Origin of the sequence: Pseudotabrizicola sp. (genome assembly GCF_030656345.1) — a bacterium.
GTDB lineage: Bacteria > Pseudomonadota > Alphaproteobacteria > Rhodobacterales > Rhodobacteraceae > Pseudotabrizicola.
Map to the genome: position 1 here is coordinate 245,734 of NZ_JAUSNR010000010.1, position 24,025 is coordinate 269,758.

26 protein-coding genes and 1 tRNA gene are annotated in these 24,025 nt (G+C 64.0%); 8 read left to right on the plus strand and 19 right to left on the minus strand.

What is annotated here, in order from left to right:
- Positions 1-114 precede the first annotated feature (114 nt).
- Genes metG through Q7J44_RS04885 form a run of 3 tightly spaced genes read left to right on the plus strand, consistent with a single transcriptional unit; the run spans position 115 to position 3,430 of the window.
- The gene (gene metG / locus Q7J44_RS04875) at positions 115-1,833 is read left to right on the plus strand and encodes a methionine--tRNA ligase (RefSeq protein ID WP_304877561.1); all 1,719 of its coding nucleotides are present in this window, start codon (positions 115-117) and stop codon (positions 1,831-1,833) included.
- The gene (locus tag Q7J44_RS04880; protein WP_304877564.1) at positions 1,830-2,723 is read left to right on the plus strand and encodes a hypothetical protein; all 894 of its coding nucleotides are present in this window, start codon (positions 1,830-1,832) and stop codon (positions 2,721-2,723) included. The genes metG and Q7J44_RS04880 overlap by 4 nt, the downstream gene beginning before the upstream one ends.
- A complete protein-coding gene (locus Q7J44_RS04885) occupies positions 2,720-3,430 on the plus strand; it encodes a cytidylyltransferase domain-containing protein (RefSeq protein ID WP_304877566.1) in 711 nt (236 codons plus the stop codon). The genes Q7J44_RS04880 and Q7J44_RS04885 overlap by 4 nt, the downstream gene beginning before the upstream one ends.
- On the opposite strand, the gene Q7J44_RS04890 is transcribed toward Q7J44_RS04885, so the two are convergent.
- The 8 genes from Q7J44_RS04890 to Q7J44_RS04925 are packed head-to-tail and all read right to left on the minus strand — an operon-like array spanning position 3,417 to position 11,759.
- Entirely contained in the window at positions 3,417-4,733 is a 1,317-nt protein-coding gene (locus tag Q7J44_RS04890) for a 3-deoxy-D-manno-octulosonic acid transferase (RefSeq protein WP_304877569.1), read from the minus strand. The two genes, Q7J44_RS04885 and Q7J44_RS04890, sit on opposite strands and share 14 nt — an antisense overlap.
- Complete coding sequence (locus tag Q7J44_RS04895) at positions 4,730-5,998, minus strand: 3-deoxy-D-manno-octulosonic acid transferase (RefSeq protein WP_304877571.1); 1,269 nt, start codon at positions 5,996-5,998, stop codon at positions 4,730-4,732. The genes Q7J44_RS04890 and Q7J44_RS04895 overlap by 4 nt, the downstream gene beginning before the upstream one ends.
- Entirely contained in the window at positions 5,991-7,130 is a 1,140-nt protein-coding gene (gene neuC / locus Q7J44_RS04900) for a UDP-N-acetylglucosamine 2-epimerase (RefSeq protein WP_304877573.1), read from the minus strand. Before neuC ends, Q7J44_RS04895 begins: the two co-directional genes overlap by 8 nt.
- A complete protein-coding gene (locus Q7J44_RS04905; RefSeq protein WP_304877576.1) occupies positions 7,127-8,269 on the minus strand; it encodes a hypothetical protein in 1,143 nt (380 codons plus the stop codon). The genes neuC and Q7J44_RS04905 overlap by 4 nt, the downstream gene beginning before the upstream one ends.
- Positions 8,248-9,024, minus strand: coding sequence for a glycosyltransferase family 25 protein (locus tag Q7J44_RS04910; RefSeq protein ID WP_304877579.1), 777 nt, complete (start codon positions 9,022-9,024; stop codon positions 8,248-8,250). Before Q7J44_RS04910 ends, Q7J44_RS04905 begins: the two co-directional genes overlap by 22 nt.
- The gene (locus Q7J44_RS04915) at positions 9,021-10,049 is read right to left on the minus strand and encodes an N-acetylneuraminate synthase family protein (RefSeq protein ID WP_304877582.1); all 1,029 of its coding nucleotides are present in this window, start codon (positions 10,047-10,049) and stop codon (positions 9,021-9,023) included. Before Q7J44_RS04915 ends, Q7J44_RS04910 begins: the two co-directional genes overlap by 4 nt.
- Positions 10,050-10,107: 58 nt before the next feature.
- The gene (locus Q7J44_RS04920; RefSeq protein ID WP_304877585.1) at positions 10,108-11,211 is read right to left on the minus strand and encodes an acetoin utilization protein AcuC; all 1,104 of its coding nucleotides are present in this window, start codon (positions 11,209-11,211) and stop codon (positions 10,108-10,110) included.
- Between the two features lie 2 nt (positions 11,212-11,213).
- Positions 11,214-11,759, minus strand: a complete 546-nt coding sequence (locus Q7J44_RS04925) for a glutathione peroxidase (protein ID WP_304878038.1) — start codon at positions 11,757-11,759, stop codon at positions 11,214-11,216.
- 268 nt (positions 11,760-12,027) lie between these two features.
- Here Q7J44_RS04925 and Q7J44_RS04930 point away from each other — a divergent pair, with 268 nt between their 5' ends.
- Together Q7J44_RS04930 and Q7J44_RS04935 are read left to right on the plus strand one after the other, a co-directional pair.
- Positions 12,028-12,525: an NUDIX hydrolase gene (locus tag Q7J44_RS04930; RefSeq protein WP_304877587.1), complete on the plus strand. Its 498-nt coding sequence runs from the start codon at positions 12,028-12,030 to the stop codon at positions 12,523-12,525.
- Between the two features lie 60 nt (positions 12,526-12,585).
- Positions 12,586-13,032: a DUF1178 family protein gene (locus Q7J44_RS04935; protein WP_304877590.1), complete on the plus strand. Its 447-nt coding sequence runs from the start codon at positions 12,586-12,588 to the stop codon at positions 13,030-13,032.
- Positions 13,033-13,144: 112 nt separating this feature from the next.
- Here the strand turns inward: Q7J44_RS04935 and Q7J44_RS04940 are convergent, their stop codons facing one another.
- Together Q7J44_RS04940 and Q7J44_RS04945 are read right to left on the minus strand one after the other, a co-directional pair.
- Positions 13,145-15,478, minus strand: coding sequence for a Tex family protein (locus Q7J44_RS04940; RefSeq protein ID WP_304877592.1), 2,334 nt, complete (start codon positions 15,476-15,478; stop codon positions 13,145-13,147).
- A gap of 131 nt (positions 15,479-15,609) precedes the next feature.
- Positions 15,610-15,686 (minus strand) — tRNA-His (locus tag Q7J44_RS04945).
- A 170-nt stretch (positions 15,687-15,856) separates the two neighbouring features.
- Between Q7J44_RS04945 and Q7J44_RS04950 the strand changes: the two genes are divergently transcribed.
- A complete protein-coding gene (locus Q7J44_RS04950; protein WP_304877595.1) occupies positions 15,857-16,090 on the plus strand; it encodes a DUF6324 family protein in 234 nt (77 codons plus the stop codon).
- Here Q7J44_RS04950 and Q7J44_RS04955 read toward each other — a convergent pair.
- On the minus strand, positions 16,071-16,535 hold the full coding sequence (locus tag Q7J44_RS04955; protein ID WP_304877598.1) for an MmcB family DNA repair protein: 465 nt from the start codon (positions 16,533-16,535) through the stop codon (positions 16,071-16,073). The two genes, Q7J44_RS04950 and Q7J44_RS04955, sit on opposite strands and share 20 nt — an antisense overlap.
- Before the next feature lie 187 nt (positions 16,536-16,722).
- Here Q7J44_RS04955 and Q7J44_RS04960 point away from each other — a divergent pair, with 187 nt between their 5' ends.
- Positions 16,723-16,953 (plus strand): DUF2798 domain-containing protein, encoded by a 231-nt coding sequence (locus Q7J44_RS04960; RefSeq protein WP_304877600.1) that lies wholly within the window; start codon positions 16,723-16,725, stop codon positions 16,951-16,953.
- A 264-nt stretch (positions 16,954-17,217) separates the two neighbouring features.
- Here Q7J44_RS04960 and Q7J44_RS04965 read toward each other — a convergent pair whose 3' ends face one another.
- The 8 genes from Q7J44_RS04965 to Q7J44_RS05000 all read right to left on the minus strand — a co-directional run bounded on the left by Q7J44_RS04965 (position 17,218) and on the right by Q7J44_RS05000 (position 22,535).
- Positions 17,218-18,096 carry a YdiY family protein gene (locus Q7J44_RS04965; RefSeq protein ID WP_304877602.1) on the minus strand — a complete coding sequence of 293 codons (879 nt, stop codon included), beginning with the start codon at positions 18,094-18,096 and terminating at the stop codon, positions 17,218-17,220.
- Between the two features lie 194 nt (positions 18,097-18,290).
- On the minus strand, positions 18,291-18,608 hold the full coding sequence (locus tag Q7J44_RS04970; RefSeq protein ID WP_304877604.1) for a hypothetical protein: 318 nt from the start codon (positions 18,606-18,608) through the stop codon (positions 18,291-18,293).
- 113 nt (positions 18,609-18,721) lie between these two features.
- Positions 18,722-19,135, minus strand: a complete 414-nt coding sequence (locus tag Q7J44_RS04975; protein WP_304877606.1) for an META domain-containing protein — start codon at positions 19,133-19,135, stop codon at positions 18,722-18,724.
- Positions 19,136-19,174: 39 nt separating this feature from the next.
- The gene (gene nusB / locus Q7J44_RS04980; RefSeq protein ID WP_304877607.1) at positions 19,175-19,675 is read right to left on the minus strand and encodes a transcription antitermination factor NusB; all 501 of its coding nucleotides are present in this window, start codon (positions 19,673-19,675) and stop codon (positions 19,175-19,177) included.
- Positions 19,672-20,172 carry a 6,7-dimethyl-8-ribityllumazine synthase gene (locus Q7J44_RS04985; protein ID WP_304877610.1) on the minus strand — a complete coding sequence of 167 codons (501 nt, stop codon included), beginning with the start codon at positions 20,170-20,172 and terminating at the stop codon, positions 19,672-19,674. Before Q7J44_RS04985 ends, nusB begins: the two co-directional genes overlap by 4 nt.
- Before the next feature lie 3 nt (positions 20,173-20,175).
- Complete coding sequence (gene ribB / locus Q7J44_RS04990; protein ID WP_304877613.1) at positions 20,176-21,267, minus strand: 3,4-dihydroxy-2-butanone-4-phosphate synthase; 1,092 nt, start codon at positions 21,265-21,267, stop codon at positions 20,176-20,178.
- Between the two features lie 108 nt (positions 21,268-21,375).
- Complete coding sequence (locus Q7J44_RS04995) at positions 21,376-21,936, minus strand: hypothetical protein (protein ID WP_370692953.1); 561 nt, start codon at positions 21,934-21,936, stop codon at positions 21,376-21,378.
- Positions 21,927-22,535, minus strand: coding sequence for a riboflavin synthase (locus tag Q7J44_RS05000; RefSeq protein ID WP_304877615.1), 609 nt, complete (start codon positions 22,533-22,535; stop codon positions 21,927-21,929). The genes Q7J44_RS04995 and Q7J44_RS05000 overlap by 10 nt, the downstream gene beginning before the upstream one ends.
- A gap of 154 nt (positions 22,536-22,689) precedes the next feature.
- Between Q7J44_RS05000 and Q7J44_RS05005 the strand changes: the two genes are divergently transcribed.
- A complete protein-coding gene (locus Q7J44_RS05005; RefSeq protein ID WP_304877618.1) occupies positions 22,690-23,976 on the plus strand; it encodes a capsule biosynthesis protein in 1,287 nt (428 codons plus the stop codon).
- The last annotated feature ends 49 nt before the right edge of the window (positions 23,977-24,025 follow it).

The window sequence follows — 24,025 nt, forward strand, 5'->3', positions numbered from 1 at the left end:
ATGGCTTGCACCTTTTCCAAATACTCAAAATGCTGCCCTCAGCCCCCCGCGCATCCTCTGGCAAGGCGCTGCTGCTTGCGTTAAACGGGCCGCACCATCAGACAAAGGCGCATCATGGCACGGATTCTCATCACCTCGGCCATTCCCTATATCAACGGGATCAAGCATCTGGGCAATCTGGTCGGCAGCCAGCTGCCCGCCGATCTGTTCGCGCGCTACAATCGCGCGCGCGGGCATGAGGTGATGTTCATCTGCGCCACGGATGAGCACGGCACCCCGGCAGAACTGGCGGCGGCCAAGGCAGGCCAGCCGGTGGCGGAATATTGCGCCGAAATGCACGCGGTGCAGGCGGACATCGCGCGCGGGTTCCGGCTGTCGTTTGACCATTTCGGCCGCTCGTCCAGCCCGCGCAACCATGTGCTGACCCAGCATTTCGCCGGCAAGCTGGCCGACAGTGGGTTGATCCGCGAAGTGACGCAGCAGATGATCTATTCGGTCGATGACGGCCGCTTTCTGCCCGACCGCTATGTTGAGGGCACCTGCCCCAACTGCAGCTACGAGTCGGCGCGCGGCGATCAGTGCGACAACTGCACCAAACAGCTGGACCCGACCGATCTGATCAACCCCCGCTCGACCATTTCCGGCAGCACCAAGCTGGAGCTGCGCGAAACCAAGCACCTCTACCTCATGCAGCGCAATCTGCGCGGCAAGCTGGAGGCGTGGATCGACTCCAAACAGGACTGGCCACTGCTGACCACATCGATCGCCAAGAAATGGCTCAACGATGGCGATGGCTTGCAGGACCGGGGCATCACCCGCGATCTGCACTGGGGCATCCCGGTGCGGCGCGGCGATCAGCCCTGGCCGGGGATGGAGGGCAAGGTGTTCTACGTCTGGTTCGACGCGCCCATCGAATACATCGCCGCCACCGCCGAATGGGCCGATGCCAATGGTCTGGATGATGCCGCATGGCAGCGCTGGTGGCGCACCGATATGGGCGCAGAGGACGTGACCTATTACCAGTTCATGGGCAAGGACAACGTGCCCTTCCACACCCTGTCTTTCCCCGCCACGATCCTTGGGTCGGGAGAGCCGTGGAAGCTGGTGGATTACCTGAAATCCTTCAACTACCTCAACTATGATGGCGGCCAGTTCAGCACCTCGCGCGGGCGCGGGGTGTTCATGGATCAGGCGCTGTCGATCCTGCCCAGCGACTACTGGCGCTGGTGGCTGCTGTCCCATGCGCCGGAATCGTCGGATGCGGAGTTTACGTGGGAGAATTTCCAAAGTTCGGTGAACAAGGATCTGGCCGATGTGCTGGGCAACCTCGTCAGCCGGGTCACCAAATTCGCCACCGCGAAATTCGGGGCGCAGGTGCCTGCTGGCGGCCAGTTCGGCCCGATGGAAACCGCACTGATTGCGGACCTTGGCGCGCGCATCCGTGAGTACGAGTCGCTGATGCAGGCGATGGAGGTGCGCAAGGCCGCCGCCGAGCTGCGCGCGATCTGGGTGATCGGCAACGAATACCTGCAGGCCGCAGCGCCGTGGACGGTTGTGAAGACCGACCCGGAACAGGCACAGGCGATGATCCGGCTGGCGCTGAACCTGATCCGCGTCTACGCCATCCTGTCGCAGCCCTTCATCCCCGATGCGTCAGCCAGCATGATGGCGGCGATGGGGTCGGATGACTGGACATGGCCCGATGATCTGCCCGCCGCGATGCGCGCACTGGAACCGGGGCAGCCCTTTGCCGTGCCGGAAAACCTGTTCCGCAAGATCACCGACGAAGAACGCGCCGACTGGCAGGTGCGCTTTGCCGGTGTGCGGACATGACAGCCGCCCCGCCCCCGGTCTGGCAGCTTGTGCTGGTCCTGTGGGGCACCAAATACCCGGTGGCCGAGGTCAATCACCTGATTGACACCGTCTGCCGGCTGGCCAGTCACGCCCCGCGCGTGGTGCTGATCACCGACCGGCTGCGCGACGGGTTGCGCGCAGGTGTGGTGCAGCGGCTGATCCCCGACGTCTTCATGGACCCGCGGATGCGCGGCGCGGGCTGCCAGACCAAGTTGTGCATGTTCGAGGCGGGCGTGGTGCCCGATGATCTGCCAGCGGTGTTCATCGACATCGACACGGTTGTGTTCGGCGATATGACCCGGTTTCTGGCCCTGCAGACCAATCCCAAGACCGTGGCAATCTTCCAAAGCGCCATTCTGCCCTTTGGTGCCTTGGCCCGCGCGATTTACCGCCTGACCAAAGGCCGCAAATATGCGCGCGGCAATTCTTCCATCGTGGTCTATCATCCCGCAGAAACCGCCCATATCGCGGCGCGGTACCGCGATTTGGTGGCAGAGTTGGGATATAACGGCCTCCGCCCGATGATTGCCGATGAACGCTTCATCAGCTGGTCGCACCAGCCGCATATGCGGGCAATTCCGCGCGATATGGCGGTGAAGCTGCCCACCGAATTCATGCTGCCATGGCCCTGGCTGATCCACCTGCGGGCGTCTCTGCCATGGGTGCGCCGCCGCTGGGCCGGGCTGATCGCGCTGACCCTTCCGGGCGTGGAGGTCAAGGGTGAGGCCCTGCTGACCCTGCCCGACGGGGCAGAGGTGGTGGACCGCAAGGGCCGCCGCCTGATCTGGTCCGAAGCCGCCCTCGGGCCGGTCAAGGCGCGGCTGACCGCCTATTACACGGCACTTCAACACAGCGGGGAAACGCGATGATCCTGGGTCATATCGGTGCGCGCAAAGGCTCCAAGGGTGTGCCGGGCAAGAACTTCCGCACCCTGTGCGGCAAGCCGCTGATCGACTGGTCGCTGGACCAGCTGTTCGCCAACCCGCGCGTCGGCGCAGTGGTGGTCTCGACCGACGATCCGGCGATCTATGAACACGCCCGGGCGCGCGGGGCGCTGGACATCGGCTTGCGGCCCGCAGAGCTTGCCACCGACAGCGCGCCGAAATGGGGGGTCTGGCAACATGCGCTGACGGCGTCAGAGCCGATCTGCGGGCCGGTGTCTGCCTTTCTCGATCTGGACTGCACCTCGCCGCTGCGCATCCCCGAAGACATCGACGGCGCATTGGACACGTTTGAAGCCGACACCCCGGACATGGTGATGAGCGTGTGCGAGGCGCGCAAGAACCCCTATTTCAATCTGGTCGAACCCGATGCCACGGGGGCGCTGCAGGTGTCCAAACCCCTGCCCGGCGGGGTCTGGGCGCGGCAGGATGCGCCGGTGGTGTATGAGCATGTCGGCGTGGTCTATGTGGTGGCCCCCGACTATCTGCGCCGGGCAAAGACCATTTACGAAGGCCGCGTCGTGCCGTTTGTGCTGCCGTCTGAACGCTGCCATGACATTGATACGCCCTATGATTTCCGGCTGGTCGAGTTTCTGCTGACCGAACAGCTGAACGCGGGCGTCAGGAAGGTCTGACCTGCGCCAGCAGGCACGGGATGGCGTCCAGCGTCTTGCGGGTCGCATCGGAATGTGCGGCGGTGAAGGCGGCGATCTTGCCTGCGTCGGTCTGCGGGTTGGCCAGCAGACGGGCGGCCAGTGCAGGTGCATCCGGCACAGACACGGCCACGCCTGCGGCCTGCGCCTCGGCAAAAGGGTATTCGATGGTATGGGTATGCGGGCCGGTGATCACCGGCTTGCCCAGCACCAGCGCCTCGGAAATGTTGTGCGCGCCCTTGGGGTTGAAGCCGCCGCCGACAATCACCTGATCGGCCATGGCCAGATAGGCGTACATTTCCCCCAGCGAGTCGCCGAAAAGGATGTCGGGGCATTGCGGCGGAACCGGCCACAGCGCCGGATCGAACGGCCCCGGCAGGTCTGACCTGCGGATCAGCGAAAACCCTTCGTTCACAAGGGCTTCGGCCACGCCCTTAAAGCGCTCTGGCCTGCGTGGGACGTAGACGAACACCGGCATCGGCAACGCCTTTGCGGTATGGTCATCGCGCAGCGCGCGCATGGCGTGGATATAGGTTGCATCCTCGCCCTCTATCGCGCTTGCAATCGCGATCACGCGGCGCGCGCCCGCGCCGATCCAGTCCCGCGCCGCCTGCCCTGCGGCCACCAGTTCGGGCGGCACCGGCTGGTCAAAGCGCAGCTCGCCGGTGACGGCAATGTTGCGCACACCGACAGTGGCAAAGCGCTGCGCCTGAAGGTCGGATTTGACCAAGGCCCCGGCAAAGCCGCGCATCACCGCTTGCCGGATGCGCAGCCCCTTGCTGTCGCGCGAGAGCGCACGGCTGGGGTATTGCGCGTTGCACATGAACAGCGGCACCCCGGCCCTGGCGGAGGCGAAAACCATGCGCGGCCAGATCTCGATCTCCATCACCAGCCCGTAGGCGGGACGGAAGGCGCGGAAAAACCCGGCGTAGGCCCAGCCGGTTTCCAGCGGCACCCAGACCGCCTGCATCCGGCCTGCGGCGATATCGGCAGCAAACACCCGCTCCGCCTCTGCCCGCCCGGCGGGGGTGAAATGGGTGGTGACAACCCGATCCCCCCGGTCGAGCAGCGCGCGGATCAACGGCACGGCCGATCGCAGTTCCCCAAGCGACACCGCATGGACCCAGACCGCCCCCGGCAAGGGTGCCGGGTAGCGGCCAAAGCGTTCGGCCAGATCGGCGGTATAGGCCGGGTCTTTGCGCCCGCGCCGCCACAGATACAGCAGGATCAACGGCAGGCCAAAACTCCACACCGCCGACCACAGCAGCAGAAAGCCGCGCATCATGGGCGCACCAGTGCCAGCAGATCGGTCGCCAGCGGGGTCAGCGCGCCCCCGGCCCTGTGCACGATCTGCGCCGCCCGCCCCGCCATTGCGGGCAGGTCGGGGTTTTGCAAAGCCGCCGCAAGCCCGCCGGGGGCCAGTGACAGCGCCGCAGCTTTGGCCTGCAACTGGCTGTAATCGCCTTCAAAATTGGAAATGTCCGGCCCATGCAGGATGGCGGTGCCAAAATGCGCCGCCTCCCACGGGTTGTGGCCGCCGATGGCGTCGAACCCGCCGCCGATCAGCGCCGACTCTGCCACGCGGTACCACAGGCCCATTTCACCATAGGTGTCGGCCAGCCAGACCGCATCGCTGGCCGAGGGCACCCGGCCAAGGCTGCGCCGGGCAAAGGGCAGCCGCGCCTCGGTCAGCGTTGACGCCACCGCCCCGGCCCGGCCCGCATCGCGCGGGGCCAGCACCAGCAGCCAGCGCGGATCATCCCGCCACAGGCTGGCCTGCGCCGCCATCGCCTGCGCCTCATCCCCCGGATGGGTCGATGCAGCAACCCAGACCCGGCGGCCCTGCACCGCGGCCTGCGCCTGCGCCAGTGCCACAGGGTCGGCGGCCAGCGGCGGGGCGGCCGATTTCAGCGATCCGGTGACCTGCACCTGCGCCGCCCCCAGCGCCCGCAGATGACCGGCGCTGCGAGTGTCCTGCGCGGTGATCAGCCTGAACCGGGCCAGCAGATCCCCATAAAGCCCGCGCGCACGCGCCCGGCGGGCAAAACCCGCATCAGTCATCCGCGCATTGACCAGCGCCAGCGGGACGCCGCGCGCATGGGCGGCGACCACGGCCCCCGGCCACAGCTCTTGCTCGGCCCAGACCGACAGGTCGGGCTGCCAGTGGTCGAGGAACCGGCGCAGATAGCGCGGCGCATCCAGCGGCAGATACTGGTGCCGGGTTCCGGGGGGCAGGTTGGCCCCGATCACCTGCGCCGAAGACCGGGCCGAGGAGGTAATGAGGAACTGCAGCGCCGGGTCAAGCCGGGCCATCGCCGCGATCAAACCGCGCAGCGCCAGCACCTCACCCAGCCCCACCGCATGCAGCCAGATCAGCCGCCCCGCTGGCCGGGGGGCCGAAGGCTGGCCGCGCTTTTCCGTCACCCGTGCGGGGTCTTCCTTGCCGCGCGCCAGACGGCGGCGCAGCACCAGCGGGCCTGCCAGGGCGATCAGCGGGCTGGCCGCCAGATAGGCCCGCAGGACCGGGCCGGTGGGCGCAGGCTCAGCCACCGTCTTTTTCAACCGTGTCTTGGTCGCGGAAGGCCTTTTGCAAGCCCTGCGCCCAGAATTCCGGGCGGCTGAGGGTTTGCGCAAACCGCTCTGCCGCATGGCCTGCGCCAAAGCCCGTGTCGGGCGCATGGCGTTGGCCCCAGCGGGCGGCCAGAAACTGCGCCACCCCCGCCGCGTCACCCGCCGCCGCAAATTCGACCGACGCCGCCATGGCCCGGTTGGTCTGCCGCGTGCCGACATCCAGCGAGGGCAGGCCCAGAAACGGGGCCTCACGCACCCCGGCGCTGGAATTGCCGACCATGCAGGCGGCATGTTTCATCAGTTCCGAAAAATGCGCAAAGCGCATTGAGGGGATCAGGCGGAACCGCTCCTTGGGCAGCGCATCCAGCACCGCGAAAATCGCCTCTGACCCCGGATCATTGTTCGGCGCAATCACCACGAAATTCCGCCCCGAAGCGCTGAGCGCGCCAAACAGCGCCTGCGCCTGCGCGCCCATGCTGGCCTGTTCCGACGTGACCGGGTGGAACACCGCGATGCCATACTCGGCAAAGGGAATGTCATAGCGCGCCGTCACTTCGGCCAGCGTCACGCCCGATGGCCCGGCGTGGAAGTCAAGTTCCGGCGAGCCGATCACATGGATCGCCGCCTCGGGTTCGCCTAACGCCATCACCCGGCGCTTTGCGCTGTCGGAGGACACGAAATGATGCGTCGCAAGCTTGGTGTTGCAATGGCGGAACACCTCGTCAATCGTGCCCGACACCTCGCCGCCCTCGATATGGGCCGAGGCGATGTAATTGGTGGCGGCCACCAGCGCCCCCGCCAGCGCCTCGATCCGGTCACCGTGGATGACGATCAGGTCGGGTGAATGTTCGGTGATATAGTCGGAAAAGCCCACCACGGTCTTCGCCAGCACAATATCCTGCCCGTCGCCGGGGCGCTGGTTCAGAAATTCATGCACCCGCACCCCGGCCATGCGCTGCACCTCAAGCTTGGTGAGGCCGTAACGGTCCATCATATGCATGCCGGTGACAAAAAACGTCACCCGATGCCCGGCATCCCGCGCGGCGGCAGCAAGCGGTTCCAGCTTGCCGAAATCGGCACGGGTGCCGGTGAGGAAGAGGAGAGATTTCATTCCCTAATCGTCTCAGAATAAACCTGTTTTAGTAATGTCTTTGTCTCTGAATCCTCAACCATGGCCCCATAGTCACACTTCGAGCGATCATACTTCCAAGAGGTCGAGATGTTGCGGCAATGCAGGAAAGTGAAGTGTTCGCGATTCACAAATGGCACTCGCTTAAAATTCTTAACACCATGTACCTTGAGCGTCTGCCGCGCCGCCAAACCGTCCGGGCGCAAACAATACTTCGGTGGACAAGCTGTGTCACCCGGCAGCATCAAAGTATGATCGCGGTGGCGAACAACAGGACTCCCCGGCGCAGCATACCGCCAATGGCCGGTGGCCATGACAAGCCCGAACGTGGCAGATTCGACTGCATCAAATATCGCCTCGCCACTGGCAGAAACTATCAGCTCGTCTACATCTACATTCAGCACGGCCCTCGCATAACGCAGCCATAGCATCCAAAAGGCATTCATGAGGGCCGTCTGCAAGAACGCGCCATCCTGAGCGCGGTGAGCTGTAGTAATGTCAGGACCATAGCGGGAAGGCACCTGCATCACCTCGGCTCTATTATAGCCTGCAACCGAGCGAAGTGTCGCGGCTAGCTCATCTGCTTCATACGCGGTCGTACCATTGTCAACAATCAACACCGCATCCGCTTTGTGCATCTGCTGATTCCAGATCATCCAATCCTTAATCCATGCTAAATCGTTATTCCGTGACATGGTGTATACAACACGACGCCCGGCGAAACGCGCGCTGTCACAGGATAAGACGGGCATCGCACTCTCAGTACCATCTACAGCCATGGTCAGGATCGACCCTGATGGGATATTAACGAAGATGAGCTGATCGAATTTCTCTGCATGAATAACATGTGGAGCGTCAAGCTTCTGGCCATTTAAATAAAACTGGGCCCGCTTTACCACCAACGAAAAGTTCAGCATCGGCGGGGCGAAAACATGGAGTTGGCGCACCACTGCGTCATAAATCGCAGTGTAGAATAGAGTAGTGGAGTCGTAGAGGTCCCAGAATGCTTCGGATGTAACTTTCGCACGCGGGGGCGGATCGCGTCTGAGCCCCAGCTCCGGGGGAATAGTCAAACTAGTCAGCCGGGTAATTGTTTGCGTCACAACCAATTCCTTTTCCAAGCGGCGAGCATTCCCCGCCGGGACAGCCAATACGCACGCCGCAGGTAGTTGCCTGCGCGCATGGCATAATTGCCAAGGCGTTTGTGGCGGCGTGGTTTGACCACCTCGGCAAAGTTCTGTCCGGTGATCGTGCTGTTGCCCCCGTCATCGACATGGCTGGGAAATGGTTCCAGCCCAATCAAACGGAAATCATGTTCAAAAAACCGCGTCGCCTCATAATCTATTGGCAGGCGGATCGGCAGCAGCCTTGGCAACAAGCGCGCCGCCAGTTCGGCTGTGATCAGATAGGCGCCAAAGCCGGTAGCGGGGCCAAGATAGGCGTTCAGCTGCCAGTCCTGCACCCTGCCCTGCCGCAGTGGCAGCTTGGCGCGTATCCTGTTCAGCTTCAGCATGTCCCACTGATCCCTGACCGTCAGCGCGGCCGCGACTGCGGGCAGGAAGTTATCATGAAACACCACGTCATCTTCCAGCACCAGCCCCACTTCAGCGCCCGAGTCGATCAGCTGCCGCCATGCTTCCAGATGCGACAGATAGCAGCCCAGTTCAGCGGCCAGCGGAGGACGACCCATCAGCGCGGTAAAGCGGGCGGTGTCGGCCATGGGCGCGATGCGCGCGGCCTCGGCCTTGCCGTCAATGGCCGCGATGCGGGTGACCGTCAGCCCCATCGTTTCAAACTGCGCCTCCATCCTGGCACGCCGTTCGGTGGCCCGGTCAAGGTTGATCATCCAGATCGGCAGCGAAAGTGCTGCGGTCACCCCAGATCCCCCCACTTCAGCTGTGTATTGCGCGTCACCGCGCGGGTCAGGCGTTTGCCCAGCACCTTGTCGAACTCATAGCCCGCAATCTCTCCGCTGCCGGGGCGGCGGGCCCAGATGTCGGATTCGGTGATCACATGGCCTGCGGGCAGGTCGCGGTCGGCGACCACAGAGGCGCGGGCGAAGCGGTAGACATCTTCTTCCGGGCCGGTGCGCTGTTTGGGGTTGTTGGCGGCGATCCAGATCTCACGCGAGCGGTCGATCAGGTGGCGCAGTTCGGACGGGTCCATCGAATTGATGATGTCGGGGCCCTTGCGGTAGCGGCTGTCGGTGTAGTGCCGCTCCAGTATGCAGGCGCCAAGCGCCACAGAGGCAAGGGCCATCTCCGGCCCGATGGAATGGTCGGAGAAGCCGACAACCGCGTTCGGAAAGGCGTTTTTCAGGTCAGTCACGCCGCGCAGCGACACGATTTCCGGCGGGCTGGGGTACAGGTTGGTGCATTCCAGCAGCGCATACTCCACCCCCGCCGCATCCAGAATCGCCACCGATGCGCGGATCGTCTCGATCGTCTGCATGCCGGTCGACAGAATCACCGGCTTGCCCTTGCGGGCGATGTGGCGGATCAGCGGCAGGTTGTCAGCCTCTCCCGACCCGATCTTGTAGGCGGGCACATCGAGGGTTTCCAGAAAATCGGCCGCCGCGCGCGAAAACGGCGTCGATATCCAGATCATCCCCAGACTTTCGGTATAGCGCTTCAGCTCTGCCTCATCGGGCAGCGACAGGGCGCAGCGCTCCATCACATGCCAGATCGAGACATCGGCATTGGGCGGAAAGATCGACTTTGCCTCATCGGTCATTTCATCTTCGATAATATGGGTCTGATGCTTGATCATCTCGCAGCCGGCACCCGCCGCCAGACGGACCATTTCCTTGGCGACATCCAGGCTGCCGCCATGGTTGATGCCGATTTCGGCGATGACCAGAGGCGGGTGATCCGGGCCGATCTGACGGGAGCCGATGCGCATGGGCTGTTCCTCAAGCTGTTTGTCCTGATCTACCGCCCGCGCCCGCGCAAGGGAAGCCCTATGCCCGCAGGCGCTGTGCCAGATGGCCGATCCTTGCCCGCAAATCGGGGTTGACCGTCCCCTCACGCGGGGGGTCGAGCAGTGTGGTCAGCAGATGCGGCGCGGGCGGCGGCCGCCCGCCCCATGACAGGGCCTGCAGGATGCTTTGCGCTGTGTCTGGCAGGTGGTCAGGAATATCGAGCCCCGCCAGCGTGGCCCAAAGCGCCGACCAGCAGCGCCCAACACTCCACGGATTATAGCCACCACCACCCAGCAGCAACAACCGTGGGGCCAAGGGGCGCAGCGCGCACAACACCCCGACATAGGCACGGTTCGACAGCGACAACCGTGACAGCGGGTCTTCGTCCAGCGAATCCGCCCCGGCCTGCAGCACGATCACATCAGGCCGGAACGCCTGCACCTGCGGCAGGATCACCGCATCAAGCACCGCGCGCATTTCTGTATCGTTGAAGCCACGCGGCAGCGGCAGGTTGATGCAATTGCCGCCGCCATCATCGTCCAGCGCGCCGGTAAAGGGCCAGCGGCCCTGTTCATGGGTGGAAATCAGCAGGGTTTCGGGATCACCGGCAAAGCCATGCTGCACCCCGTCACAATGATGCGCGTCAATGTCGATATAGGCCACGCGCGCCATCCCCGCGCGGCGCAGGGCAAGTATCGCCAGCACCGGATCGTTCAGATAGCAAAAGCCGTTGGCGCGGTCGGGCAGGCCATGATGGGTGCCGCCGCCCGGCACATGCACCGCTGCCGTGCCGCTGGCCAGCAGTTCTGCCGCCAGCATCACGCCGCCCGCCCCCGTGGCGGGGCGGGAAAACATCTGGCCGAACACCGGATTCGACAGGGTGCCAAGATGGTAGCGCGCCTGCGCCCCGGCCGTTACGGTGCCATCTGCCTCGGCCCGTTGCAGCGCCGCGACATATTCGGGGGTGTGCCAGTGGGTCAGCGCCGCCGCCCTGGCGCGCGGGCTGGTGCGGTATTGCGCGGCGGGAAGCCAGCCAAGCGCGCGGCACAGATCCATCACCGTAGACACACGCGGCACGCGCAGCGGATGCGCCGGACCGTAGGACGATCCGCGATACACCTCTGACCCGATGAACAGCGCCATGCTCAGCGCAGCAACGGCTCGATCCGGCCGGTGATGGCAGCCGATGTCGGCTTGACTGCGGCCCCCCAGGTGCCCAGCACCTCTCCGGCCGGGCCGATCAGCACCTTGTTGAAGTTCCAGCCGGGGGTAAAGCCATGTTCGGCCGCCAGCCATTGGTAGAACGCATGGGCCTTTGGCCCGCGCACATGGGTGATATCGGTCATCGGCAGGGTCAGATCAAAGCGCAGCGCGCAGTATTCCTTGACCGCCTGCGCATCGGCAAGTTCCTGATTAAAGTCATCCGACGGCACCGCCAGCACCAGCAGGCCGCGCCCGCTGTAGCGGTCATGCAGCGCCTGCAGATCGTCAAACTGCCCGGCAAAGCCGCAGAGCGAGGCGGTATTGACCACAAGCACCGGCCCGCCCGCCCAGTCATCCAGCGCGATCCGGCCACCGTCAATCGAAACGAACGAAAACCCGCTGGCGGCAGGCGGCGTCGCCGCCCCCGCGCCGGTGGCCAATACACCAAACCCGGCCAGACATCCCCGCAAAACCGCCCGACGATGCATGCCATGCCCCTTGTTCACGCCACCCTGCAACCGCTGCGGCCCCGGTGTCCGGATCAGTATGCTATTTAGCGGTGCCCCGGCAAAGGTCAAAGCCCGGGTGCGGCCTTTTTCGTCGGGCAAAGCGCCAGTTTGGTCGCTCATGGGGTTTAATATGCGGCTGAATGTCGCCATATAGATGTCTCGTTTTCACACCACTCTCCAATTGCAACCTACCAATGAGGGTCCGGCGGACAAATCGCATCAGACGGGCAGAACAAGAAGAAACGGCATGAAGCAGGCAGCTCCCGATCAGTTTGACCCAATCAGGACCAAAGGGGCGGCACTGCAGAATGCCGCTTTGTGCTGGCGGATGCATCGCGGCCGGGTGCAGGTTTTGCTGATCACCAGCCGCGATACCGGGCGCTGGATCGTGCCGAAAGGCTGGCCGATGCCGGGCAAGACTGCGGCCGAAACGGCGGGGATCGAGGCCTGGGAAGAGGCCGGCGTGCACGGCACGCTGGAGGCGGGCGACCCGATCGGGGTCTATCACTATGACAAGCAGCGCCCGCCGAAAGACCCTGTGCCCTGCGTGGTCAGCGTCTTTGCCCTGCGCGTGAAAGAGCTGGCCGACAAATTCCCCGAACGCAAGCAGCGGCGGCGCAAGTGGTTCGATGCCCGCAAAGCCGCCCGCAAGGTGGCAGAACCCGACCTGCGCAAGCTGCTGTCGCAGCTTGCCTGCACCGGGCAAAGCCTGACCCGCCGGACCGGCGGCAAAAACCCCGCTTGAATTCGCCCGCCGGATGGTTAGCTGTGGTCTGACAGACCCTTTCTCCGCATTGGTCGAGACATGATCCGCTACAGCCTGAAATGCGCGCAAGCCCATGAATTTGACAGCTGGTTTCAATCCGCCGGAGCGTATGCATCGCTGCGCGCGGCGGGCCATGTCACCTGTGCGGTCTGCGGCACGACGGATGTGGAAAAGCTGCTGATGGCCCCCGCCGTCCGCCCGGCGCGCAGTGCTGCAACTGTCCCTGACACTGCGCCACCCGCCAAACCCCTGTCCCAGCCGAACACCGAGGTGGAACACGCCCTTGCCGCCCTGCGCGCGCAGGTCGAGGCCAATTCCGAATATGTCGGACTGAATTTCGCGGCCGAGGCGCGCAAGATGCACGACGGCACCACGCCCGAACGCGCCATCTATGGCGAGGCAAAGCCCGAAGAGGCAAAAAAGCTGATCGAAGACGGCGTGCCGGTGGCCCCCTTGCCGTTCCTGCCCCGGCGCAAGGCGAACTGACGGGCGCGTGCGCGCTGCGTCCCGGTCGGATGCGCGCCGCGCGGGAGTATTTCAGCAAAGGTGCAATCAAAGGCCGCGCTTTTCTGGATTGCACCTTTTCTAAATACTCATCTTATTTTCCGAACTTGCCCCGCAGCGCATCGGCAAACGGATTGGCGCTGTTGCCAGAAGCGGCCCCTTGCGGTGCAGCCTGCATTGGCAAGGGCTTGCCGCGCGGGGCGGGTTTGTCGGCCCGGTCGGCGGCGCGCTCGCGGGCGGTTTCACGGGCATCGCTGCTGTCCTTGCGCATGGTCAGGGCGATGCGTTTGCGGGCCGCATCCACCTCGACCACGCGGACCTGCACCACATCGCCGGCTTTCACCACCTCATGCGGGTCTTTGACGAAACGGTCGGCAAGCTGGCTGACGTGAACCAGCCCGTCCTGATGCACACCGACATCGACGAAGGCACCGAAGGCGGCGACGTTGGTCACGGTGCCTTCCAGCATCATGCCGGGTTTCAGATCGCGGATCTCATTGACGCCTTCGGTAAAGGTCGCGGTGCGGAAGCTGGGGCGCGGGTCGCGGCCGGGTTTTTCCAGTTCCGACAGGATGTCTTTCACCGTGGGCAGGCCGAAACGGTCGTCGATAAAGGCGCGCGGGTCCAGCTTTTGCAGGGCCGCCGCGTCGCCCATCAGGCTGCGGATATCGCGCCCGCAAGCGGCGGTGATGCGGCGGGCGACCTCATAGGCCTCAGGATGGACCGACGACGCATCGAGCGGCTCCTTGCCACCCGCGATGCGCAGGAACCCTGCAGCCTGCTCAAAGGCCTTTGGCCCAAGGCGCGCGACCTTCAGAAGCTCGCGCCGGGTGCTGAAGGGGCCGTTGGCATCGCGGTGGGCCACAATCGCCTCGGCCAGCCCCGCCCCCACGCCCGACACCCGGGCCAGCAGCGGCGCAGAGGCGGTGTTGAGGTCGACACCGACCGCGTTCACCGCATCTTCGACCACCGCCTCAAGGCTGCGGCCAAGGCGGTGCTGGTCGACATCGTGCTGGTATTGGCCGACGCCGATGCTCTTGGGCTCGATCTTGACCAGTTCCGCGAGGGGGTCCTGCAACCGCCGCGCGATGCTGACGGCACCGCGCAGGGACACGTCCAGATCGGGAAACTCTTTCGACGCCAGTTCTGACGCGGAATAGACCGAGGCCCCGGCCTCGGACACGATGACCTTGACCGGCTTTTCCGTGCCGGGCAGCACGGCCAGCAGGTCGGCGACCATCTTTTCCGTCTCGCGGCTGGCGGTGCCGTTGCCGATGGCGATCAGCTGCACCTTGTGCTTGCCGATCAGCTGCGCAATCGCCACCTGTGCGCCGCGCAGGTCGTTCTTGGGCTGGAATGGATAGACCGTATCGGTGGCCAGCACCTTGCCGGTGCCATCGACCACCGCGACCTTGACCCCGGTGCGGATGCCCGGGTCCAGCCCGATGGTGGCCTTGCCGCCCGCCGGGGCCGCCAGCAGCAGGTCTTTAAGGTTGCGGGCAAAGACGTTGATCGCCTCGGCCTCGGCCCGGTCGCGCAATTCGCCCATCAGGTCGAGGGTGAGCGAGGTTTTCAGCTTGATGCGCCAGGCCCAGCTTGCCGCCTCGCGCAGCCAGGTATCGCCCGGCCCTTTGGAGCCCGCCGAAAGGGCAGCACCGCAGGCCTGTTCGGCCGGGCTTTGCCCGCGTGGGGCGTCGGGGTCGATCTCCAGATCTATGGTCAGAAAGCCTTCGTTCCGGCCGCGCAGCATGGCCAGCGCCCGGTGACTGGGGGCGGTGGCCCAGGGTTCATCATGCGCGAAGTAGTCCGAGAATTTTGCGCCTTCGGTTTCCTTGCCGGCGATGCCTTTGGCAGACAGGCGGGCGACTTTCTTCATATGCTCGCGCAGCCGGCCCAGCAGGGTGGCGTTTTCGGACAGGCCTTCGGCGATGATGTCGCGCGCGCCTTCCAGCGCCGCTTTGGTGTCGGGCACAGCTTCGCTGACAAAGCCCGCCGCAAGGGATGCCGGATCGGCAGCGCGGTCGGCCAGAATGGCATCGACCAGCGGTTGCAGCCCGTTTTCGCGGGCAATCATTGCCTTGGTGCGGCGTTTGGGCTTGAAGGGCAGATAGATGTCTTCCAGTTCCGCCTTGGTCGTGGCCTTGCCAATCGACAGCGCCAGCGGATCGGTCATCTTGCCCTGTTCGGTGATCGAGCTGAAGATCGCCGCCCGCCGCCCCTCCATCTCGCGCAGGTAGACCAGCCGTTCCGCCAGCAGACGCAACTGCGAATCGTCCAGGCCCCCCGTCACCTCTTTGCGGTAGCGCGCGATGAAGGGCACAGTGGCCCCTTCATCCAGCAGGGCCACGGCGGCGGTGACCTGCGGGGTCTGCGCCTTAATCTCGGTGGCGATGGTCTGTGCGATGCGGCGGGTGGTGTCTGGCGTCATGGTGGCATTCCCCTCTGGTCGGAGGGTGACCATAGCCAAGGCCCGCGGTGAGGGGAAGGGCCGGGGCAAAGCCACGGTGCCAACGCCAAAAGCCCCCGCGAGGGGGCTTCGGGCGGTCAGGAATGGAAGGATGGTACCAGCTCCCCGGCTCGAACGGGGGACCCCTAGATCCACAATCTAGTGCTCTAACCAACTGAGCTAAGCCGGCACGTGGGAGCGATTTAACCTCCCTTCCCCGGGATTGCAAGCAGGGTTTGGCGCAAAAACCGCGGGCCTGCCCCCCGGAGGCGCCACACCGGGCCGGTGTCCCGGGCGCTGCGGCTTGCGAAAGCCGGCAAAGGGCGCTAGGCCAAGGCCTGCATCAGCAAGGGGGCCGCAATGGGCATCGACAAGGAAAGCGAAATCGCCGCAAACTTTCAGATCGGGCCGACCTCGGCCGGGATGGTTCGCATCTATATCGAAGCCGATGGCGGCGTCGAACTGCCGCTGGACTTTGAGCCGGAAGAGGCGGAAGAAATCGCCGAAGAGCTGCGTGCCGCCGCCGAAGCGGTGCGCGCCATGGGCAGCACCAAAGGCGCGGCGGGCGGCAAACCTAAGCCCAGGCGGAAATAACCCCCGCCGGGTCACGCAGGGCCTGCAGGCGCAGCGCGGCGTGGCGGGCAAAGCCCTGCATCACGGCCTTGCGCCGTGCCGGGGCAAGCGGCGTATCGGGGCCCATCCGCATGATCTCGGCCCCGTAAGCATCGGCCAGAATCAGGCCGGTGTCGTCCGGCAGCAGGCTGGCCGGGAAATCGGCATCCACCGCCCAGAAAAACCTGTCACACCACGGCAGGTAGCCCTGCCATTTGCGGTCGGCCTGATAATCGGCGCGGCAGGATTTGCATTCGACGATCCAGATCTGCCCCTTTGGCCCCATCGCCATCAGGTCGACCCGCAGACCGGGGGTTGGCACCAGCTCTTCCACCGTGACAAATCCCATGTCGCGCAATGCACGCGCAACCCCGCGCGCAAGGCGCTGACCGGGCATCGGGGGCAGTGGATCGAGGGCAATATTCATCCCCTAAGTATGAATAAAACGTGAACATCTGGCAAGAGGGGTTTGACTTTTTACCCGATTCTGGCTATGCCGCGCCTACCAAGAAAGTGTCTGGCCGGTTGGTTATTCCGGCACCGCGCCCGCGCGGGACTGTCACCGGAAGCCCCGGCGAACCCATGGGGAAACAGTCACCACAGGATATCTTCTCATGACACATTCAACCCGCACCGTGATTCTGGCGCAGCTTTTCATTTCCGGCATGATGGCCGGTCTGATGACCGGAATTTTCGGTGCCCTTGCCCTTGGACTGACCCCGGAATTTCTGACGCAATGGGGCCGCAGCTTCCTGATGGCCTGGCCGGTGGCCTTTGTGCTGTCGCTGGTGGTGGGGCCTTTGGCGTTCCGGGCGGCCAATCGCGTGAACCGCCTCTTGCCCTGACCGCATCGCGCGCCTATCTGTAGTGGTGGCGGGTGCTGCTCTTCGCGTGCTGGGGCTTTTTTCCAGTGGCCGATAAGCAAACGAATGGATGCTGGCTCTGGCAAGATCCTGGTCTTGCTACCTGGTGCCCACCTGAGACCTCTGGCTCTCGGGAAACCATGCCACCCACGGCTGCTGCGGGCCCGCCACCCAATTTCTTTGACGGCAGACAAGAAAAAGGGGCGGATTTCTCCGCCCCTTTCCTGCTGTGTGGGGTTTTCCGGCTCAGAAGCCGAACACCAGCGAGACGCCCAGTTTGTTGTCCGTGCGGATGGCACGGCTTTCGTCATACTCGGTCAGATAGCTGACGCGGGTCGAGAATGCGTCGGTCATCTTCACGTTCAGGCCAAGGTCGTTGTTGGCCCGCAGAGCGGTATCGGACTTCAGAACATCGGTGTCATTCGTCACGAAGAAGTTGTCGTTGATTCTGTAGAAGAACCGCGACGCGGCCAGATAGCCGACTTCGGTTTCGGACTCTTTCAGACCGTTCTGGAGATAGCTGACACCAACACCGGCCTGCACACGCCAGGTCATGTCCGGCGTGTTGACGATGCGGTACCCCGGACCAAAGCCGAGGAAAGCATCACGACGGGTGTTGCCGGCGCGCGGGTCGTCTACGGGATCAACGCTGTCCCACTCGGTCGCCAGACCGTCGGTCTTCAGACGGCCAAGGATGAAGCCGTAGAAGTTGTCGTCGAAGTAGTAATTGGCGTCATAGACGACAAATACATCTTCTTTGGTCGACGTGTTACCCGACTCGGAAAAGTCGAGTGCCGCGCCCAGAGTCTGGACGAACTGACCTTGGGCAAAGCGCAGACGCACACCGGCGGTAAGATCCTGCGATTCGTTGTTGCCGGTCTTGCCGGAATAGCCCAGCGATGCGCTGCCGCTCAGACCCGGACGAAATTCCGGGTTGCCAAAACGCGCTGCGTCTTCAGCGCGCTGCATATCGTCCCGGACATCATCTTCGATATCGTCAATCCGGTCATCAAGCGCCTCGATGCCAACGATGGCGACCTGAGCCATGGCCGCAGGTGCAAAAGCAACTTGGGCGGCCGCAATAGCCAGTACGCCTGCACCGAGGGTGCGGAGTTTGACTGTCATATACTATCCTTTCACACTTACCGGCCTCTCTCGTGCCGGTCGCGTATGTAACGTGTGAAAGACGCGATTGTTCCCCCTGATCACCATCCTGTGACAAGGCGTGAACTGACCTAGTGGAAGCTAAAGCGCTGATAGCGCTGGTGAATATGTCCTATGACACATTCGTGCCGCCCAATCGCTGCACCTGCAGCCGTTTAGCGCCGGTGAAACGGGGCACGGCGCAATTGCGCCGCAGCGCGGACCGGAACCGGGATCAGCCAGACACGGGTTCCACCCGGCGGGGTGTCTGATGTCTCGGCCATCCGCATCACGGCGATGGCGAATTGCACGCCGCCGAACACCACGCCATTCATCATCACCATCATCAGCGCCGCCACCCAGCCCATCGGGGTGTGCAGGATAAGATGCTGCAACCCGGCGACATCAAGCCAGACCAGCCCGGCGACAAAGGCCACCGAGATGCCGAACCCGATGGCGACATTCACGATGTAAAGGCGGATGAGTTTGGGCATGTCTGCGCTCCTGACCACACCACAAGAGTAGCGCGGCAATCGGAAAGCGAAAGGACCATTTCGCCGCAGGCCGCGTTATTTATGCGGCATTCGAGGCGATCGCCGGCCTGCGGTCAGGGCTGCGCGCGCTGAAACTCCATGCTGCCGCCCTTTGCCCCGGTCAGCAGCAACGTGTCCGGCCCCGTCACCTCGGCGCGGACCATCTGGGACAGGGCACCGAACATCGTCGATTCTGCGGCCAGATCGGCGCAGGCCATTCTGGTCGCCACAACCGGGCCGGGACGCATATCGGGCAAGGCACCGTCATAGCTGGCAGAAAACCTGTTGCACGGCCCCTGCCCCGTGATCCGCCCCGGCGTGGCAAGGTCGATGGTGGCGGTCGCATCAAACGGCGCACCGTCAATTGCCACGAGGTTCCACTGGATTGCATTGTCGCCTGCGGGCACGCTTTGCGCCCCGGCAAAATGGCCGCCAAGCCCTGCGGCAAGGGCAAGGGTCGCGGCGCAGGCAAAGGTCAGGCGGGTCATGGTCAGGCTCCTGTCAGATACGGTCTGGCTTGTGACGCATCAGAAGCCTTCAGGCTTGGCCTCATGCGCCATGTGATCCAGTACAGCGTTGACAAATCTGGATTCTTTTCCGTCGGGAAAGAAGGCTTTGGCCACGTCGACAAATTCGGTGATCGCCACCCGTGGCGGCGTCGGCATCTGCGTCAATTCGGCCCCGGCAGCGCGGAACAGCGCGCGCAGCACCGGATCGATCCGGTCAATCGGCCATTTCGCCACCAGCGCGCGGTCGGTCATCTGGTCGATCAGCGCCTGAAAGTTCACCGCATGATCCACCAGATTGCGGAAATGCGTCACATCACCTTCGGCAAATTCGCCCTCTTCGTAAGTTGCCCCAAAGCGGTGCACCTCGAATTCGCGGCAGATCGCCTTGATGGTCTGGCCCGACACTTCCATCTGGAACAGCGCCTGCACCGCATACAACCGCGCGGCAGAGCGCATCTGCTTTTTCTCGGCACTGCTTGGTTTGGCGCCTGACTTGGCGGCCGGAGTATCTTCAGTCATGCGCGGAACCCGATCCCTTTGGTCTGGCCCGCCCATTTGCGCGAAAGCGCGATCAGGTGCAAGGCCGCCGCCGCCGCGCCGCCGCCTTTATTCTGCCCGGCCGGATCGGCCCGCACCTCGGCCTGCGGACGGTTTTCGACCGTGAGGATGCCATTGCCGATGCAGGCCCCTTGCAGACCCAGCAGGCTGATGGCGCGGCTGCTGTCGTTGCACACGGTATCGTAATGCGTGGTCTCGCCGCGCATCACACAGCCAAGTGCTACATAGCCGTCATATTTCGCCTGCCGATCGGCGATGGCGATGGCGGTCGGCACCTCCAGCGCGCCGGGCACCTCGATCAGATCGACCTCGGCCCCGCAGCTGGCGGCAATGGCGCGGGCGCCTGCGATCATGTTGTCGGTTATATCCTTGTAATAGGGCGCGACCACGATCAGCAGTTTCACTGGCTGGTCAAAGCTTGGCAGGGGCAGGGTGTAATGAATTTCAGCGCTGGCCATGGCTTACTCCGAAATCTTGCGGGTGCCGGTGATCGACAGCCCGTAGGCGTCAAGCCCGACAACCTTTGGCTGCGGCGAATTGGTCAGCAGGGTCAGCTCGTTGACCCCCAGAGAGACAAGGATCTGCGCGCCGATGCCGTATTGTTTCAGCGTCTGTGGCGAGGCTTCGGTGTCCGAGATCAGCCGCCGGTCCAGCTCGCGCAACAGCACCAGCACGCCGCGCCCCTCGTGCGCGATCAGCTTCATCGCCTCGGCAAATTCCGCCGTGCGCCCTGCCCCGCCAAGGCCCACCACGTCGAGCAGCGGGTCGAGCGTGTGCATCCGGGTCAACACCGGGCCGGGGGTGGTGATGTCACCCTTGATCAGCACCACATGTTCCGCGCCTTCGGTCACATCGGTGTAGATCCGCATCGTCCAGTCGCCGCCGAACTCGGCGGTGACGGCGCGCTCTTCGGTCAGCTTCACCAGATTGTCGTTGCGGCGACGATAGGCGATCAGGTCGGAAATCGTGCCGATCTTCAGCCCGTGCTTTTGCGCGAACACGATCAGATCGGGCAGACGCGCCATTGAGCCGTCGTCATTCATCACCTCGCAGATCACGCCAGACGGGTTCAGCCCCGCCAGACGCGACACATCGACCGCCGCTTCGGTATGGCCCGCACGCACCAGCACACCGCCATCACGCGCGCGCAGCGGAAAGACGTGGCCCGGTGTCGCAATGTCCTGCGGGCCCTTGGTCTGGTCAATCGCCACCGAAACGGTACGCGCCCGGTCAGCGGCGGAGATGCCGGTCGAAATGCCCTCGCGCGCCTCGATCGACAGGGTAAAGGCAGAAGCCAGCCGCGACGAATTCTTAGGGCTCATCGGTTGCAGGCCCAGCTGGTCGACCCGGTCTGCGGTCAGCGCCAGACAGATCAGGCCCCGGCCATAGGTCGCCATGAAGTTCACCGCCTGCGGGGTGCACATCTGCGCCGGGATCACCAGATCACCCTCATTCTCGCGGTCTTCATGATCGACCAGAATGAACATGCGCCCGTTGCGCGCGTCGTCGATGATGTCTTCGACAGAAGAGATGGCGTCGGAATATTCGGTCATGGCTCGGGTTCCTGATCGGGTTCGTCCGGCTTTACCGCGACAGCCACCCAAAAGCCAGAGGCGGGCAGTGCAGAGATCCTGTGCGTGACATCACGTCCCTTGCACGGGTCAGGCGGTGAAATACCGCTCTGCCGGCAAATATCCCGCCAGACGGCCCGCCGCACACCACTCCGCCTCCAGCCCGTGATCGCCGATCAGAAGCACGGTGTCAGACGGGGTTTTGCCCAGAACCTCACGCAGACGCAGGCGCGCATCGGCAAAGCTGGCCAGATGGTGTGGCGCTGCGTGGCTTCGGGTCAGCATCGGAACCGCCTGCGCCAGTGCTGTCGCCTGCAAGGGCGGGATGGCAAGGCCGATCAGGCCGGTGTTGGCGATGCCCGCCAGCTTCTCCGCGCGGTCCAGCGGCACCACCTGCCCCGCGCGCAGCACCCGCAGCGCGTTGGACGAAAACAGGAATGCCACCAGATCATGCCCGGTGCTGGCACGGATGCCGGCATAGGTCTTGTACTCCAGCCCCAGTTCCGCCGCGCGGCGCACGCGCAAGCGCACTACCTCCAGCGGCAGGACCGGCACCAGCCGGGTGCGCGCGGCGCGCCAGCAATGGGTGCGCCATGACAGGCCGGTCATTTCCGGCCCGTGATTGTGGCCGATCCCTGCGGTCATTCCCATTCGCGCAACCGGGCGACATAGCGGGCCATGGTATCCACCTCCAGATTGACAAGATCGCCCACCGCGACATCGCCCCATGTCGTGGCCTTCTGGGTGTGCGGAATGAAATTGATGCCGAAATCGGTGCCATCCACCTCATTCACCGTCAGCGATGTGCCATTCAGCGCCACCGACCCTTTGGGCGCGATGAACCGGGCCAGATCGCGCGGCGCGCGGAAGGTCACGCGCAGGCTGTCGCCTTCGGGCACCACCGCCACCACTTCGGCCACACCATCGACATGGCCCGATACGATATGCCCGCCCAGCTCATCGCCGACCTTCAGCGCGCGTTCCAGATTGACCCGGGCACCGGGCACCCAGCGCGCCAGATTGGTCTTGCTGACGGTTTCCGCCGAGATCTGCACATCATACCAGTTGCGCGGACCCGATCGCGTTTGTGTGCCGGTGGCAATCACCGTCAGGCACACCCCGTCTGACGCGATGGATGCCCCGATCTCAATCCCGCTGACATCATAGCGCGTGCCGATACGGGCGCGCAGATCGCCCTGCTGTTCAGTCTCCAGCACTTCACCAATATCGCTGACGATCCCTGTGAACATGGTCGCTCTCCTTTGCTGCAATGCGTAACCTGCGGCTGATGACGACGCAAGGTTGTGAAAGGTGCCTGAATTTTGCCGTGCTTTGACCATGGCGGATGAGTAAAGGGTAAGTGTTGCGCCGGTATCCTGCCGCCAACGCGCTTTGACGGGAACCATGCGAACCACGGGTGACACACGCCGCTTTTTGTTTCTGCAAGGGCCACACGGGCCCTTTTTCAGCCGTCTGGGCAAGATGTTGCAGGCGGCGGGGGCACAGGTCTGGCGTGTGGGCTTTAACCGGGGCGACCGGGCGTTCTGGCCCGCCGACAGTTTCATCGCGTTCCGCGACCCGCTGGACCTTTGGCCCGACCGGATTGCCGCCCTGCTGCGCGACCATGCCATCACCGATCTGGTGCTGTACGGCGATACCCGCCCGGTCCATGCGCAGGCCATCAGCGCCGCCCATGCCGCCGGGGTGACGGTGCATGTGTTTGAAGAAGGCTATCTGCGCCCGCATTGGGTAACCTATGAACGCGGCGGCGCGAACGGGCATTCCAGACTGATGCAGATGTCGGTCTCCGACATGCAGAACGCCCTGGCGCAGGCCGAGATTGACCAGATCGAAGCCCCGGCAAGCTGGGGCGACATGCGCCAGCATATCTTCTGGGGCGCGCTGTATCATTGGTTCGTGCTGACCGGATTCTGGGATTTCCGCCACTTCCGCCCCCATCGCAAACACACCGTGCGCCAGGAATTTCTGCTGTATTGCCGGCGGCTTGTGCTGTTGCCGTTTCACCGCTGGGAACGGATGATCGCGCAATACCGCATCCGGCACGGCGGTTTTCCCTATCATCTGGTGCTGTTGCAGCTGGAACACGATTCCAGCTTTCAGATGCATTCGCCGTTCCGCACGATGGCCGAGTTTCTGGCCGTGGTGGTTGAGGGCTTTGCCCAAGGGGCCGCCCCGCACCACCACTTGGTGTTCAAGGCCCACCCGCTGGAAGACGGGCGCGCGCCGTTGAAGGCCGAAATCCGCCGCCTGTCGCACCTGCATGGCGTGCTGGGCCGGGTGCATTTCGTGCGCGGCGGCAAGCTGGCGCAGTTGCTGAACCACGCCCGGTCTGCAGTGACGGTCAATTCCACCGCCGGGCAACAGGTGCTGTGGCGCGGGATGCCGCTCAAAACCTTTGGCGCGGCGGTCTATGCCAAGCCCGAATTCGTGTCCGATCAGCCGCTGGCCACGTTCTTTGCGAAGCCTACCCGCCCCGATGGCCGCGCCTATCGCAACTTCCGCCATTATCTGCTGGAAACCAGCCAGATCACCGGCGGGTTTTACAGCACCCGCGGCCGGCAAGAGGTGCTGCGGCAGGTGGTCGACATGATGCTGTCAACCGAAGACCCCTATGACGCGCTGATTTCAGGAAGCGCGGCACCACGGCAACAGTTGCGGCTGGTGAACTGAACGCAAAACCCGGCGCTGGCATTTTCTCAAATCGTTCTGTAGCCTTGCA